Raw genomic sequence first — 14,375 nt, forward strand, 5'->3', positions numbered from 1 at the left:
AGGCACAAGAAAAGAAAAAGCCCTTGAAGCGGTAACTTCAAAGGCCCTTATCACACTGTGTTACGCCAAGTAACGGGAGTAAGTATGTCAAACACCGCAGAAATTCTCAACTTTCCCGCTGTAGTTTCGGGAATACAGGAGCAACGCGTGGCCGATACAGACGATGGGTACACCCGTCTGGCAAACGAGTTGTATGAGGAGCTTATCGGCGCGAACCTGACCAAAAATCAGGCCAAGGTAGCTCATGCTGTTTGCCGCAAAACCTATGGGTTCAACAAGAAGATGGACCGCATAGCAGACTCACAACTTTCTGAGCTGACCAGACTACCTCGCCAGAAGGTTAACGCTGCCAAAAACGAACTCATTGCGATGAATGTTTTGGTGTCCGACGGCATGCTGATCGGGCCCAACAAAAACCTGAGTGAGTGGGTAATTCCGGGCACTAAGCCTGCGCCAAAATGTCACCATAGTAGTGACTGTCACCATGGTAGTGACAGTGTCCCTACGGTGGTGACAAAAAGTGTCACCAAAACAGTGACAACCCTGTCACCAAAATGGGGACACACAAAAGACACTATTACAAAAGACAATAAAGACAATATTAATAAACCCCCTAAATCCCCCAAACCGGCTTCGTTCGATCCGGCTGGTGTTGACCTTCCTGAATGGCTGTCAGTTTCAGTCTGGAAGTCATGGGTCGATTATCGTCGCGACCTGAAGAAACCGATTAAGTCTCAGCAGACGGTAACCCAGGCCATCAACTTGCTTGAGCGTTGCAAGTGCAGCGGATACCAGCCTGAAGAAATCATCAACCAGAGCATTGCGAACGGCTGGCAGGGTTTGTTTGAGCCAAAGATCGCCAAGCAGACGCCTCGCGCGCAGTCTCGCGTATCTGAGAACTTTGCTGGCAAAGACTATGGCCAGACTGAAATTCCTGCATGGGCGAGGGACTGATCATGACGCTGGATGAAAAAATCAATCAACTTGAGAAACGCATTACTGAGCTGAGCCAGCCGCCAGTTCAGCATGAAGATATCGAGCTAACTATCAGCACCGAGAACTGCGAAACGCATGGCCCCTTTGAATGCAGGACCAGGCATTTCTTAAACTCTGTCGTGAAAATTCCCCCGCGCCCAAGCTGCTGCCCTGAATGCCTCAAAGAGGAGTTAGGCCGCTTGCAGGCGGAAAGAATTAGCATCAACGAAGCAGCCCGCAAAAGAAACATCGAGCGCCTGCTGGACGGACTGAACATCCCGGCGCGCTTCGAAAACTGCACGCTGCAGAACTATGAGCCAGTGAACGACGACGCAAAACGCGCACTTAAGGTGTGCCAGGCGTATGCGGGCCGTTGGCCAGAGCGTTTACAGAAGGGTGGCGGTCTTGTGATGTGCGGCAAACCAGGCACCGGAAAGAATCACCTGGCACTGGCTATCGCACGGCATGCGATCACAGAACACCAGAGCTCTGCAGTGTTTACCACGGCGCTGAAAATTGCCCGTGAGTACAAGTCAACCTGGTCGAAGGGGTCAAGCCGTACTGAGGATGAGGTTATCCGTTACTTCACGAAACCTGATCTGCTGATTATCGACGAGGTCGGCGTGCAGTTCGGAAGCGACGCCGAGAAGCTGATCATGTTCGAAATCATCAACACCCGATATGAGCGTATGAAGCCGACCATTCTGATAAGCAACCAGACCCGGGAAGAACTGGCTGCATTCATCGGCGAGCGCGTTCTTGATCGCATGAGCGACGGCGGCGGATGCACTCTCTCATTCACCTGGGATTCATACCGTTCCAAGGGGGCAGCATGAAAGGTAAACAGGCAATTCTGCGTTATCTCGAAACGCACCGGACCTTCACCGCGAAGGATGTGGCCACAGAGTGCGGCATGACCATCAACTGCATCACGAAGAACGCCATCGATCTGGAGCGGGCCCGCAAGATTGTCCGGGTGAGCAAGGTCTGGAGAACGGTGACTTATCGCCTGGCGACACCAGAAGAGCAGGCCGGTACGGCACGAAGCTGTACCAATGGGATATTTCAGGAGTGCCGCAACAGTCCGGCGATGAGAAGGGTATTGATGGTTTGGGGGAGAGTAGGGGTATGAAACTGAAATTTATCGAGTGGTTTACCAAGAACAACAACGGCCGCTCGCCAGCGATGGAAGACGACAGAAGCTTTGTGTACGAGATGACGCAGCACATGTTCGAAGCGTACCAGGCTGGCGTGGCTGAAGGTGAAGCCAGATGCGCGGCGATGGCTGCGGAGAATGCGGCGCTGAAACACGCAATGGCTGTAACCCTTGAGCATGTATCTGTCACAGACACAGGGCAGGCCGGTGTTGCTGCGATGATTATCAACGATGCTCTGCACCATAGCGGAACCCCAGCCACCGACGCCTTCCTGGCTGAAGTGCGGACGCAGGAGTCTAAGCGAGTATACGAAAGCATTTTGGACAACCCAGCTGTAACTGATATGGAGTCGCTCGTTGATTGGCTCGAACAAAACGCCAATGACTCAGTAGCTTTCGCCGCCCAGCTTCGCAAAGGAGTGCAGTCATGAGCATTCTGGACATTCTAAACACTGGCCTTGCTCTGATGGGGTGGTTATTCATCATGTTCAAAACGGGCCAGTGGTTTACCTCCATTGCGCTAAAGCAGTGTGATAAGCGTAGAAAGCTATCTCGTAGACAGAAGGCAGTAAACGAATTTTACGATGCGTTTGACCTGTCCAGCATCGAACCAGGAACAACGGTGCGCCTGGCGACTAAAGGCGATCTGACAATAATGATGTATCGCACGGAAGGAGCCGCCCAATGAGCAACATCGACAAACGCGCATTACGGGAAGCGGCTGAACGTGCAGGACAAAATGACTGGGAGTACGTCTACACCAGCGACCTCAGCGCCCCAGGGCGGGGATATATAACAGTAGGCGGAGCAGAGGCTATCTACTGTCTGAATAGAGCCACAGGGGGAGTGAAACAGTCTGAAAACGTTATGAGATATATCGCTGCAGCTAGACCGGAAAAAATGCTGGCTCTGCTGGATGAGATGGATGCCAAAGACAGGCGGATTGCTGAGCTGGAGCGTAAAGAACAGCACAGTGACCGCCAGTCAGTAATTGATGCGTTGGCTAGTTCAGGTGAGGAATGGAGTGATATCGAAGAATACATGCAGAAGTGGGACGCGGAACGCGCCGCCGCAGCCGGTAAAGGAGAGGCATCATGAGCACTATTACCAAAGAGAGACTGACGGAATTATCCAGACGTGAAAATGTCGGGGCTATTCTCGGCGAAGAAATTGCAGAGCTGGCGCGTATCGCGCTGGCATCGCTCGAAGCGGAGGCGTCGGGGCGAAATCCAGTGCTGGCCTATGCAGACAGTTATCGCGATATGGCTAATCATGGTGTTGAATCTATTCCGGTATGGAGCGTAATTACCGACCTGGAAAGAAATATCGCCCCGCTATTCACCGCCCCGCCAGCGCCGATATCTGTGCCCGCTGCGATGGAAATGGATGATGACTTTGACAGCGCGTTTGAACACGGAAAAGCTGTCGGCTGGAACGTCTATCGCGCCGCCATGCTTCAGTCGTTCGGTAATTCCGAACAACTCAACTCTCCGGTGATTCCGGATGGTTGGGTGCTGGTGCCAGAAGAACCCACCCATGAAATGCTTGAGGCTGGTGATGAACAATTCGGAACTTACGATGTGTATCGCCGGATGATAGCAGCATCACCGCAGCAGAAGTGATCTATAATCCCCTCAAATAACCGAGGGGGTTTTATGTCTAACGAAGAAATGACTCCAGCAGAAAAATATAAAGCTTCAATGAAAAGACATAAAAAGTTCTGGAGGAAATCACAAATTGCAAATGCGAAACGGTTTGATGCTGGAGAGGTTGAATCTGTTGATGGTTTTAGATCTCCTTATGAGACCAGAAAGAAGAGAGGGAGGACTGCTGACTAATGTCTGACTGGAACATTGCAGCAAAGCCGCAGGAAGAACGCGACAAGGTTAACGTTGACCTGTCGGCCTCCGGAGTGGCGTACAAAGAGCGTCTAAATATGCCTGTTATCGCAGAGCAGGTAGCGCGTGAGCAGCCAGAGCATCTGCGCGAGTATTTCATGGAGCGCGTGCGGCACTATCGCGAGCAGAGCGTTGGATTGCCTAAATCGTCCGATCCGCGTTATGTTGAGATGGCTGAATCCAACAATAAATAAGGATAACTATGGTTTATGATATTTTAGTTTTTCGAGGCCACTTTGGAAGTTTTGTCGATTATCGATCTTATTCTGGGCGCGTTCCTCCAGAGGTAAGCGCTATAGAAATTGATGGCGAGAAGTACTCTCTATCCCTCTATCAATACCAAGGTGATAAGTATTTAGTAGCCCATCAAGAAAAGATGGAGTCCGAGTCGCTAGAACTGGCAATTAACGAGTTTGGACCATCTCCACTGAATTGATTTTCTATAATCAACCAGCCATAATTAACTTGCCGTCGGAGTTGAACGCCCGGCGGTAAGACTTCTGCGCATTTGATGGGGACATTAAATGCGACCACAATCTGAATACATCACCTTTTCACAGATGCAGAAATGCACCTGCGATTCTCTGCATTCTGCGGTTTCCGTTAAGGAGGCCGTATGACTCTGCCAGTAGACGGCATCAAACTCCATCGCGGCAACTTCGCGGCCATTAGCCAGCAGATTCAGCCATTGCTGGATGCCGGGCAATGCTTCCGCCTGCAAGTCAAACCGTGGCGCGAGAAGCGCAGCCTGTCGCAGAACGCGCTCAGCCATATGTGGTACACGGAAATCAGCGACTACCTAATCGCCCGCGGCAAGACCTTCGCTACGCCTGAGTGGGTCAAAGACGCGATGAAGCACACCTATCTCGGCTACGAAAGCAAGGACAGGGTAGATGTCGTGTCCGGAGAGGTGACCACGGTTCAATCTCTCCGCCATACCGCCGATCTGGAAACCGGCGAGATGTACATTTTCCTGTGCAAAGTCGAAGCCTGGGCAATGAATATCGGCTGTCACCTGACCATCCCGCAAAGCTGTGAGTACCAGCAGCTGCGCGATAAGCAGGAGGCGTGATGTCTACTCCACTATCCCGCGTCATCACCAACGAAATCTTCCGCGTTCCGGTGCGCCTACAGCGCAAGCCAGCGGTTAAACCGTCCGATATCCCGACACTGAAAGACTACACCGCCCGCTTGGTGGATCAGAAATGGCTGCGTCTCGCGGCGAGGAGGAAACGTGCGTAAACCATCCCGCCGTAAGTGCAAAGTATGCGGTGAATACTTCGTGCCGAAATTCCACGACGTCCGGATCCGCTGGTGCAGCCCGGAACACGGAGCAATCCTCGCAATGGAAGAACGCGAGAAGGAGAAGGTGAAAGCCGCCGCTAAGCGCATCAAGGAGCAGAAAGAGGCAGAGAAGGCCGGGCGCAAACGCCGCAAGGAACGCCTGGCAGAGCTACGGCCTGCCGGTTACTACAAAGCGCAGGCTCAGCAGGCATTCAATGCCTACATCCGTGCGCGTGATGCTGATTTGCCATGCATTAGCTGCGGCGAGACCAACCCACCCGATCTCCATGGCGGCCAGTGGGACTGCGGCCACTTCAAGACTGTAGGCGCTAACCCTGAACTGCGCTTTGAAGAGCGCAACGCCCATAAGCAGTGCAAATCTTGTAATGCCGGAGCGGGTAAATACACCGCCAAAGAGGCGACTGTCGCGCAGCAATACGAAGCGGGCCTGGTAGCTCGTTACGGGCAGGATTACGTCGACTGGCTCAACGGACCCCATGAAATGACCAACTACCGCCGGGAAGACTTCATCCGGATCCGCGATGAGTACCGCGCCAAGCTCAAAGCACTGAAACAGCGGGAGGCCGCATGAGCACAGAAACCGAAATTGAACTGGGCAAGGTTGTCGCTTTCCCGTCAAAGAATAACGACCTGCAGGATGGGCTGGTCATTCAGCGCGAAGGCCAAAAGGTCATGTGTCTGCACTCTGCTGTATCGATAAACGGAAAAGAGCGAACGCTACGCTGCCGGAAATGCGAAACGCTAATCGATCCATTCGACTACCTGATGACACTTTGCGACCAGGAGTCTCGCTACTCGGAAAGCGTGAAATATCTCCGCCGGGAAGAAAAGCAGCGCCGTCAGAATATCGAGAAGCTCATTCAGATTGAGAAGAACGCCAAGTCACGCATTCGCCGCGCCGGGGATAAGTCACCACTTCCTCTCTGGCAGAACGAGAGGGTGGATGAATGACACGTGACCAGATTATCCGGTACCAGGCAGAAAGCGTTAAGCGCGCCAGCATGCCGCCAGTAGCAAAGCACAGCCAGACCAAAACCAACCAGCCACAGAAGGAAGCCGCATAATGAAACTGGAATTAACCAACGACCAGCATCAATGGGTAGACCAGTGGCTCCAGTTGTGGGGCGCATGGTGCCAGACCGGCAAGATTGATAAAGCGATGATCAACATGATTGCCAGATTCATGGCTACCGTCGAGGCCCAGCAAGCATCACGGCCGGTATGTAGTGATGATGACGGAATGCTCATTGATGCTGTCATTCGCCACTACCTGAAGAATGTGGATGAAAATGCCTGGCGGGTTATCTTCGCCTACTACGTCTGCAACTCCAGCGAGATCCGAATTGCATCATGGCAGCATGCAGTAAGTAAGCCTCGCCTTATGAAGACGCGTGGCGGCAATCAGTACAAACACCCAAGCATCTCGACAATCCGTAGAGAGGTGAAGCAAATCATCAATGCTTCATTGTTCTGTTTATACCAACCGCTTCAAAATGCGTTTAACGATCGCGAAAATGTGAGGAAAATTGCAAAAAATCCTCATAACGCGCTTGCTTTTCAATGAACAAATGAGCAGAATAAATCGTATATGTTGCCGTTGTTGTGTGTGACATGAATGAATGCCAAGCCTCGCCATCGTGCGGGGCTTTTTTATTTGCGGTACGCCGCACACAGAACCCACTACCTGGGACCCTTCGGCCAGAGAGCCGACATTGCCTTACCCTCATCTTCCCGGCCTGTCGCCGGGTTTTTTATTCAGGCCGCAGACAATCAATTCCAGATGCCACGTAGCTATCGTGTCTGACGGCCTTTCCCACTACACGAACAGCACCCGCAAACAACGCGAGGTGAGAGCATGTATCGCATGGAAAAAATAACCACTGGTGCTGCCTATGGCGCTTCAGCCGGGAGCATCCTAAACGGCATGCTTAATGCCTACAGCCCCGAGCAGTGGAACGCTATCGGCGTGCTGGTGGGTATAATCATTGCCGTACTGACGTATCTGACAAATCTCTATTTCAAGATCCGCGAAGACAACCGACGCAGCAGGAGCCGAGATGAACCCAACGTTGAGGAATAAGCTGGTGGGTGCCATCGTTGGAGGATCCGGAGCAATCACCATTGCTGCAGTAATGCTGGCCAATGCGGATGGGCTGGAAGGGCGGCGTTATTACGCCTATCAGGATGTGGTCGGCGTCTGGACTGTTTGCGATGGGCACACCGGTGCCGACATTCGCCGCGGTCACCGCTACACCGACAAAGAGTGCGACAACCTGCTGAAGGCAGATCTGCGAAAGGTGGCAAATGCTATCGACCCGCTGATCAAGGTTCGTATCCCTGAGCCTACCCGCGCAGCGCTTTACTCCTTTACCTACAACGTTGGCTCTGGTGCTTTTGCCAGCTCGACGCTGCTGAAGAAGCTGAACGCCGGAGACGTGCCGGGGGCATGCAAAGAACTGCAGCGCTGGACATATGCCGGTGGCAAGCAGTGGAAGGGTCTGATCACCCGGCGCGAGATTGAACGTGAAGTATGCGAGTGGGGCCAGAAATGAGCCGATTAACCGCAATCATCTGTGCTGTCGTTATCTGCCTGCTCGTTTCCATGGCCTGGGCGATTAACCACTACCGCGACAACGCCATCACCTACAAAGACCAGCGCGATAAAGCCACCAAGAACCTCCGTCTGGCTAACGACACCATCAAAGATATGCAGGCCCGGCAGCGTGATGTCGCTGCACTGGATGCCAAATACACGAAGGAATTGTCCGATGCGAAAAAAACCATTAACGATTTGCGTCGGGCTGTCGATTCTGGCGCTAAACGGCTGCGCGTCGCCGCAACCTGCCCTGGAGTGTCCAAAGCCACCTCCGCCACCGGCGTGGATGATGCAGGAGCCCCCGAACTTACTCCAGACGCTCGACGGAATTATTTCGATCACCGAGACGGAATAGCAACCGCTGACAAGATGATTCGCGGCATGCAGGACTACATCAAAGAGCAGTGTCTCAAATAGCAGGGCGCTGAAAACCAACAAACAGGAGTAATACATGGCTAAGTTTTACCCGCGCATCTCAACTTTCCTTTCTGGTTGCTGGGCGTTTATCGCGTCCCTTTCGCTAACCAGCGACATCATCAGTCGCACGACATTCTCACTGCGCCGAGTGGTGGAGCGAGTCATTTCCGCAGTCGCTGTGAAAACCGCACCTGAAAAGGCTGATTGGCGAATCGTAGAGCGAATGTGCAGCGAAAGCGTTCGAGAGAAGATTAACGTCTTTGGGTGCCACCCTCGCAATACCGGCGCGCTATGCAGCCCACTGCTGTAGGCATTACAGAAGCTCTTCACCGAGGGGCTTCGATAATGACAATTTCTATTTTAGAAGGACATAGAAATGCCTACTAAGAAGCAACCAGGTAGGCCAGCAGGAACCCCAAAGACTGGTGGCCGCCAAAAAGGAACACCAAACAAGGTGACCGCAGACGTCAAAATTATTGCCCAGACCTACGGCGAGGAAGCGGTTAACGCGTTAGTGAAAATACTACGTGACGACGAAGCACCTGCCGCAGCAAAGGTATCAGCAGCAAAAGAAATAATGGATCGCGCCTACGGTAAAGCCACTCAGCCTATGGAACATTCAGGTAGCGGTGGCGGGCCAATTGAGCACAACCATAACGTAGCTGTAGACGAAAAGGCGCTTAACAGCATATTGAGCAAACTATGAGCCAAATACTCGAATGGGAAGATTTGAGCGAAGCAGAACGCCAAGCCATCAAAGTCCTGTCCGAGCGCTCATTTCTGGCCTTTAACCGCATATTTTTTCAGTTGTTGCAGGGTGAGAAGTGGTCAGTTAACTGGCATCACCGATACATTGCGCAGGTGATTGAAGATATCGTTGCCGGCAAACGCCGTAATGTGGTCTTCAACGTTCCTCCAGGCAGTGGGAAAACAGAGATGTTAAGCATCCATGCGCCAGTGTGGACAATGCTGAACTGCCAGAAGGTCAGGAACCTCAATATTTCCTTCAGCGACACCCTGACAAAGCGCAACAGCCGCAGAAGCCGTGAAATCATCACCTCCGCTGAGTTTCAGACACTATGGCCTCATTCGCTTGGTGTTAATCAGGCTGACGAATGGCAGCTGCTGAACGATGACGGAAAGGTTAAAGCCGAAGTAGTAAGCCGCGCAGCAAGCGGTCAGATTACCGGATCGCGTGGCGGTTATCAGATGCCAGGCTTTTCAGGTTGGATAAACCTTGATGACTTCGACAAGCCTCTTGATGTTTTCTCAGAGGTTAAGCGCAAAAAGGCACAGCAGACATTAACCAACACCATCCGCTCTCGTCGTGCCAATAAGTCAAAAGAGAACCCGACACCAATCGTCGCCATTCAGCAGCGGCTGCACACAGACGACAGCAGTGCATTCATGCTGTCCGGTGCAATGGGTATCGACTTTGAGCACGTCATCATTCCTGCGCTCATTGATGAAGCCTATATCGATTCTTTACCAGAATGGCTTCAGGAGCATTGCTGGAATGACGTCAAAGACAGCGAGAAGATGCGAGGCTACTGGTCATACTGGCCTGCCAACGAATATGTAGGCGACCTTTGTCGCCAGTGGGACACGGACGAATACACCTTCATGTCTCAGGGCATGCAGAAGCCTATCAAGCTAGGCGGCAACGTGTTTGATGGTTCATGGTGGCAGACATACGGACCTGACGGAGATAAACCGGAGCCTGAACGCTTCGAATACCGCTTCACTACCGCAGATACAGCGCAGAAGACGGCTAACCATAACGACTGGTCAGTACTGTGCGAGTGGGGCGTTTACAAAGACGACCTCTATCTAATCCACATGGAGCGCGGCAAGTGGAAAGCGCCAGAGCTAGAAACAAACTTCAAAGCGTTTATCTCTCAGGCGTGGCGTAAGAATCGGGAAGCCGGAACGCTGAGAAAAATTTACGTTGAAGATAAATCCAGTGGCACGGCTCTTATTCAGAACCTTGAGAAAAAGCTTCCAATCAAGATAACCGCTCTTCAGCGAAACAAAGACAAAGTTACCCGGGCGATGGACGTTTTGCCAGTGGTCAAGGCGCAGCGTGTTTATCTTCCTGCTGAAGCTTCCTTCTCCTCAGAGTTTATCGCTGAGCACAGTGCTTTCACCTACGACGACACTCACGACCACGACGACATCGTGGATAACCTTATTGACGCCGTGACTGAGGAATTACTCCTTGGCAGTGATGCCCTACGCAGACTCAAGGCGCTTGCAAGCTGAGAACTCACATGGCTAAACGCAACAACAGGCAGCAAAAGAAAATCGACAAGAAGATGAACATGGACAGCTACCAAAACGTGTTCATGAACATCGGTACAGGTGGCGACAGGTCAGCATACAGCCGCATCCGCACAGCGCACCTGCTTACCAGAGCAACGCTCGACAGCATATATCTCGGCGACGGATTAGGGCGTCGCATCATTGACGTAGTAGCCGACGAAATGTTTCGTGCTGGCTTCACCGTAGACGGCGCAAACAATGAGCCTGAGATTAAGTCTCGCTGGGATGAGCTCAACCTCACTCAGCAGTTTACGGATGCGGTGGCATGGGCTCGCTTATATGGCGGCTCGTTGATGCTATTCGGCGTTAATGATGGCGGAGACCTTCAGTCACCAATAGGCGAGGGTGAACTTGAGTTTGTCCGTGTTTATGACCGCTATCAGGTGCAGCCTTTCCTGCGCGATACCAACCCTGAAAGCGCGACATACGGAGAAATCACTCAGTACCAGATTAACCCTATCTCAGGAACGCCTTACTACGTTCACGCCAGCAGATGCCATGTGTTCGACGGAGAGCGACTGCCTAACCAGATTCGTCATCAGAATCAGGGGTGGGGCGCTTCATGCTTGCAGGGTGTTTATCAGGCGCTGACTGATTACGGCATGAGCCACGCACACGCTACAAGCCTGCTTGAGCGTAAACAGCAGGGCGTCTGGTCTGCCGCTGACCTGGCTGACCTGTGCAAAGATGGTGAAGGACGCGATGCTGTTCAGGCTCGTCTCAATATGGTCGACATGACTCGCAGCAACGGCAATACCATCGGCGTGGACGCGAACACGGAGAAGTACGAGCTGCTTAACGGCTCTCTGGAGGGCGTAGTCGATGTACAGGACCGGAAGCAGTTACGAATATCAGCGCTGACCGGCATCGATGAGCAAATCCTGTTCACCAAAACGCCATCAGGTCAGGGAGCGGATAAAACCACCGTTCCTGAGTCATGGAAGCAACTGATTGGACGCAAGCAGAAGGATGAGGCGAGACCTGCGATTGAAAAGGTGGTCAACTTCCTCACCACTGATAAAACTTGGACGATTAAGTTTAACCCTCTCTCAGTGCCAACCGAAAAAGAGCAGGCGGAGACGGCTAACCAGTGGTCACAGGCTGATGAGCGCTATTCGCAGCTTGGGTGGGTAAGCAACGATGAAGGTATCGCCACACTGAAAAAACGTGGAGGCTACGTCTATCCGGAGATGAGCAATGGCTAAAGTCTGGCTTCATCCCTACGGCATAGAACGCGACTACACCAACGCGCTTGTAAAGGCCACCAGGCAGTTTAACAAAGAAATCAACTCAGCATATGGCGATATCCGGTTCGATGGCTGGCAGGACGATATGTCGGCTGTGCTGGCCTATCTCCGCAACGCAGGCAACCGCATCTTTCAGCCAGTAATTGAACGACTGCCGTCTTTCTTCGCGCTAACCAGCCAGTTTAACGACAAGCAATGGCGGTTGGTTGTGAAGGGGGGCACTGGCTACGAAATCCCGCCATCGCAGGCCGTTATTGCCGGCCAGGCAGCGTCCCCCGCCTCATCAGGCGTGCTTGGCGTTGATGCTTATCGTGCCGAGCCATGGCTGAGAGAGATGCAGGAGTTATGGGTATCAGAGAACACCAGGCTGATTAAATCCATCCCCGCTGACGAACTGTCGGACATGGAAGGCATCATCCAGCGCGGTGTAATGAATGGCTCAAGTGCTGACACCATCAAGAAGCAGATTCAGGAGCGCTATGGCGTCACTGAGAGACGCGCAAAGCTGATCGCAGTGGACCAGATAGGCAAAGCCAATTCAGCGCTCACAAAGCAGCGTCAGGCCGATGCAGGAATAACCGGATACAAATGGCGAGGCGTATTAGATGAACGCGAGAGACCTGAGCACAGAGAGCGAGAAGGTAATTCCTACCAGTGGAGCAATCCACCGCCTGACGGACACCCCGGGCAACCTGTTCGGTGTCGATGTTACGCAGAGCCCGACTGGCATGGTTCAGTTTTCGATATCGGCGAATAAATAAGGCAAAACATGAAAACAGTATCTCGCTTCGATGTGGGAGAGCTAAGTGCGTCCGTGAACGAGGATGGCTATCTGGAAGACGTGCCGGTAGTAGGTCGCGTTGGCATCCAGTTATATCGAAACCCAGATGGCTCAGTGCGTCGTGAATTACGCCCACCTGAAGAAGTATTCAACGCTGACTCACTGGCTAGCTTCAAAGGCAAGCCGATCACGCTAGGACATCCCGGCGCGGTGAATTCGCGAAACTCCAGAAAGCATCAGGTAGGAACGATGCTGGATGTTGGCAGAAAGGACGGTAGTAACGTTGCGGTCCCCATCATCATCCATGCAGACGAAGCAATATCTCAGGCTAAATCAGGCCGGGCAAGGCAGCTTTCCCTTGGCTATCGACTTGACCTTGAAGAGCGTCGCGGCTGGTTCAACAGAAAAACTCACGGAATCGTTTTCAGAGGCGAAGAGTCCGAGAAGTTCCCTGATGGGTACATAAGCGCTGACTGGGAAGAATTCGACGCCGTTCAGCGAAACATCCGCATCAATCATCTCGCCCTTGTATCTAAGGCCCGGGCCGGTGATGTAGCAACACTGAATCTCGACGGTGATGAAGAAATCACCTTAGATGATGACGACAACCAACCAAAAGGTAAAACAATGCAGAAATTGCGACTCGACAACGGGCTTGAGTACGATGCTTCTCCTGAAGTCGTCGTGGCGTTCAACGCCCTTAAACAGGATGCAGAGGACGCTAATACCAAGCTGTCCGAAGCGCAAACAACCATCTCCACCATCACAGCAGAGCGCGACACTCTGAAAGCTGACGCAGCAGAGTTTGAAAACAAGCTGAAGCAGGCTCGCGAAGATGCAGAGAAAACCATTAAAGCTCGCACCGAACTCGAAGCAAAAGCAGAGAAGCACGGCATCAAGTGTGATGGCCTGGATGATATTGCCGTCAAGAAAGCGGTTGTAGCCAAGCTGAAGCCATCCATCAAGCTCGACGGCAAAGACGACACCTACATCAACGTCGCGTTCGACATGGCGATTGAGTCAGCCCCTATGGAGCAGCAGCGAAAAATCGTCAATCAGGATAAAGCCCAAACCCGCGGTGATTCTGCTGAACCAAAAGGCTCTGCTGCAGCACGCCAAAAATACCTCGATCGCCTGCACGGCAAAAAGGAGACAGCATAATGCCTGTTCAGACTTCCTACGATAACGATATGCAGATCGCCATGCCTGGCATGCGTTCAGATTCAACCCATCAAATCACAGACGGATGCAACGCAGCACAAGGCGCCATCAAGCCTGGCTATGTGGTAGCTCGCGTATCAGTGGCTAACGATAAGCGCGTAGTCAAGCAGGTATCCGCAGCTGGCGATGCAGCAAACCTGATGGGTATCTGCCGCTTCAGCCACTACGGCTGCGTAACAGGCCAGTACGAAGATGGTGATGCTGTCAACGTAATGACGTGGGGCCGCATCTGGGCTGTTACCACCTTATCAGCAGCACCAACCATGGGTGCAGGCGTTAACGTTCTGACCTCTGGCGCAGACGCTGGCAAGGTAGCAGCGACCGGTGGCTCTCTGGCTCTTGGCTGGGTATTTACTGGTAAGTTCACCACTTTCAAAAACAGCGCTGGCGCAACAGTTAACCTGGCTGAAGTTCAAATCCGCAACCAGACCACGCAGCCAACCGCATAAGGAACAAT

The 14,375-nt window shown here is 52.5% G+C and carries 26 protein-coding genes; all 26 read left to right on the plus strand.

Annotated features, from left to right (window positions below):
• Positions 1-84 precede the first annotated feature (84 nt).
• Positions 85-954: a replication protein gene (locus PUZ33_RS12270; RefSeq protein WP_048218150.1), complete on the plus strand. Its 870-nt coding sequence runs from the start codon at positions 85-87 to the stop codon at positions 952-954.
• Positions 939-1,811, plus strand: a complete 873-nt coding sequence (locus tag PUZ33_RS12275) for an ATP-binding protein (protein WP_252107719.1) — start codon at positions 939-941, stop codon at positions 1,809-1,811. The genes PUZ33_RS12270 and PUZ33_RS12275 overlap by 16 nt, the downstream gene beginning before the upstream one ends.
• Positions 1,808-2,107, plus strand: coding sequence for a hypothetical protein (locus PUZ33_RS12280; RefSeq protein WP_023303590.1), 300 nt, complete (start codon positions 1,808-1,810; stop codon positions 2,105-2,107). The genes PUZ33_RS12275 and PUZ33_RS12280 overlap by 4 nt, the downstream gene beginning before the upstream one ends.
• Positions 2,104-2,562: a hypothetical protein gene (locus tag PUZ33_RS12285; RefSeq protein ID WP_252107718.1), complete on the plus strand. Its 459-nt coding sequence runs from the start codon at positions 2,104-2,106 to the stop codon at positions 2,560-2,562. The genes PUZ33_RS12280 and PUZ33_RS12285 overlap by 4 nt, the downstream gene beginning before the upstream one ends.
• Complete coding sequence (locus tag PUZ33_RS12290; protein WP_252107717.1) at positions 2,559-2,819, plus strand: DUF4752 family protein; 261 nt, start codon at positions 2,559-2,561, stop codon at positions 2,817-2,819. The genes PUZ33_RS12285 and PUZ33_RS12290 overlap by 4 nt, the downstream gene beginning before the upstream one ends.
• Complete coding sequence (locus PUZ33_RS12295; RefSeq protein ID WP_252107716.1) at positions 2,816-3,229, plus strand: ead/Ea22-like family protein; 414 nt, start codon at positions 2,816-2,818, stop codon at positions 3,227-3,229. Before PUZ33_RS12290 ends, PUZ33_RS12295 begins: the two co-directional genes overlap by 4 nt.
• The gene (locus tag PUZ33_RS12300) at positions 3,226-3,753 is read left to right on the plus strand and encodes a hypothetical protein (protein ID WP_252107715.1); all 528 of its coding nucleotides are present in this window, start codon (positions 3,226-3,228) and stop codon (positions 3,751-3,753) included. Before PUZ33_RS12295 ends, PUZ33_RS12300 begins: the two co-directional genes overlap by 4 nt.
• 33 nt (positions 3,754-3,786) lie before the next feature.
• Positions 3,787-3,969, plus strand: a complete 183-nt coding sequence (locus PUZ33_RS12305; RefSeq protein ID WP_006808975.1) for a hypothetical protein — start codon at positions 3,787-3,789, stop codon at positions 3,967-3,969.
• A complete protein-coding gene (locus PUZ33_RS12310) occupies positions 3,969-4,223 on the plus strand; it encodes a DNA polymerase III subunit theta (RefSeq protein ID WP_252107713.1) in 255 nt (84 codons plus the stop codon). The genes PUZ33_RS12305 and PUZ33_RS12310 overlap by 1 nt, the downstream gene beginning before the upstream one ends.
• Positions 4,224-4,231: 8 nt before the next feature.
• Positions 4,232-4,465 carry a hypothetical protein gene (locus PUZ33_RS12315; protein ID WP_003859826.1) on the plus strand — a complete coding sequence of 78 codons (234 nt, stop codon included), beginning with the start codon at positions 4,232-4,234 and terminating at the stop codon, positions 4,463-4,465.
• Positions 4,466-4,645: 180 nt separating this feature from the next.
• On the plus strand, positions 4,646-5,101 hold the full coding sequence (locus PUZ33_RS12320) for a YbcN family protein (protein WP_252107711.1): 456 nt from the start codon (positions 4,646-4,648) through the stop codon (positions 5,099-5,101).
• Positions 5,101-5,271 (plus strand): NinE family protein, encoded by a 171-nt coding sequence (locus PUZ33_RS12325; RefSeq protein WP_252107709.1) that lies wholly within the window; start codon positions 5,101-5,103, stop codon positions 5,269-5,271. Before PUZ33_RS12320 ends, PUZ33_RS12325 begins: the two co-directional genes overlap by 1 nt.
• The gene (locus PUZ33_RS12330; protein WP_252107707.1) at positions 5,264-5,905 is read left to right on the plus strand and encodes a recombination protein NinG; all 642 of its coding nucleotides are present in this window, start codon (positions 5,264-5,266) and stop codon (positions 5,903-5,905) included. Before PUZ33_RS12325 ends, PUZ33_RS12330 begins: the two co-directional genes overlap by 8 nt.
• A complete protein-coding gene (locus tag PUZ33_RS12335; protein WP_252107705.1) occupies positions 5,902-6,285 on the plus strand; it encodes a hypothetical protein in 384 nt (127 codons plus the stop codon). Before PUZ33_RS12330 ends, PUZ33_RS12335 begins: the two co-directional genes overlap by 4 nt.
• Positions 6,282-6,398, plus strand: coding sequence for a hypothetical protein (locus PUZ33_RS12340; protein ID WP_094058356.1), 117 nt, complete (start codon positions 6,282-6,284; stop codon positions 6,396-6,398). The genes PUZ33_RS12335 and PUZ33_RS12340 overlap by 4 nt, the downstream gene beginning before the upstream one ends.
• Entirely contained in the window at positions 6,398-6,898 is a 501-nt protein-coding gene (locus PUZ33_RS12345) for an antiterminator Q family protein (protein ID WP_032634769.1), read from the plus strand. The genes PUZ33_RS12340 and PUZ33_RS12345 overlap by 1 nt, the downstream gene beginning before the upstream one ends.
• 291 nt (positions 6,899-7,189) lie before the next feature.
• The gene (locus tag PUZ33_RS12350) at positions 7,190-7,414 is read left to right on the plus strand and encodes a class II holin family protein (protein WP_023622516.1); all 225 of its coding nucleotides are present in this window, start codon (positions 7,190-7,192) and stop codon (positions 7,412-7,414) included.
• Positions 7,392-7,886, plus strand: coding sequence for a lysozyme (locus tag PUZ33_RS12355; RefSeq protein WP_252107703.1), 495 nt, complete (start codon positions 7,392-7,394; stop codon positions 7,884-7,886). The genes PUZ33_RS12350 and PUZ33_RS12355 overlap by 23 nt, the downstream gene beginning before the upstream one ends.
• Positions 7,883-8,347 carry a lysis protein gene (locus tag PUZ33_RS12360; protein WP_235174293.1) on the plus strand — a complete coding sequence of 155 codons (465 nt, stop codon included), beginning with the start codon at positions 7,883-7,885 and terminating at the stop codon, positions 8,345-8,347. The genes PUZ33_RS12355 and PUZ33_RS12360 overlap by 4 nt, the downstream gene beginning before the upstream one ends.
• Before the next feature lie 34 nt (positions 8,348-8,381).
• Complete coding sequence (locus PUZ33_RS12365) at positions 8,382-8,657, plus strand: hypothetical protein (RefSeq protein ID WP_106672174.1); 276 nt, start codon at positions 8,382-8,384, stop codon at positions 8,655-8,657.
• Positions 8,658-8,723: 66 nt separating this feature from the next.
• Positions 8,724-9,053, plus strand: a complete 330-nt coding sequence (locus PUZ33_RS12370; RefSeq protein WP_062676799.1) for a hypothetical protein — start codon at positions 8,724-8,726, stop codon at positions 9,051-9,053.
• Complete coding sequence (terL, locus tag PUZ33_RS12375) at positions 9,050-10,609, plus strand: phage terminase large subunit (protein ID WP_062676800.1); 1,560 nt, start codon at positions 9,050-9,052, stop codon at positions 10,607-10,609. The genes PUZ33_RS12370 and terL overlap by 4 nt, the downstream gene beginning before the upstream one ends.
• Before the next feature lie 8 nt (positions 10,610-10,617).
• A complete protein-coding gene (locus PUZ33_RS12380) occupies positions 10,618-11,874 on the plus strand; it encodes a phage portal protein (RefSeq protein ID WP_062676801.1) in 1,257 nt (418 codons plus the stop codon).
• Complete coding sequence (locus tag PUZ33_RS12385) at positions 11,867-12,673, plus strand: phage minor head protein (protein ID WP_062676802.1); 807 nt, start codon at positions 11,867-11,869, stop codon at positions 12,671-12,673. The genes PUZ33_RS12380 and PUZ33_RS12385 overlap by 8 nt, the downstream gene beginning before the upstream one ends.
• Positions 12,674-12,685: 12 nt before the next feature.
• Positions 12,686-13,858, plus strand: coding sequence for a DUF2213 domain-containing protein (locus tag PUZ33_RS12390; RefSeq protein ID WP_252107700.1), 1,173 nt, complete (start codon positions 12,686-12,688; stop codon positions 13,856-13,858).
• The gene (locus PUZ33_RS12395; RefSeq protein WP_047352415.1) at positions 13,858-14,367 is read left to right on the plus strand and encodes a structural cement protein Gp24; all 510 of its coding nucleotides are present in this window, start codon (positions 13,858-13,860) and stop codon (positions 14,365-14,367) included. Before PUZ33_RS12390 ends, PUZ33_RS12395 begins: the two co-directional genes overlap by 1 nt.
• Positions 14,368-14,375: the final 8 nt, after the last annotated feature.

The organism is Enterobacter cloacae complex sp. 2022EL-00981 (assembly GCF_028737495.1).
Lineage (GTDB): Bacteria > Pseudomonadota > Gammaproteobacteria > Enterobacterales > Enterobacteriaceae > Enterobacter > Enterobacter cloacae.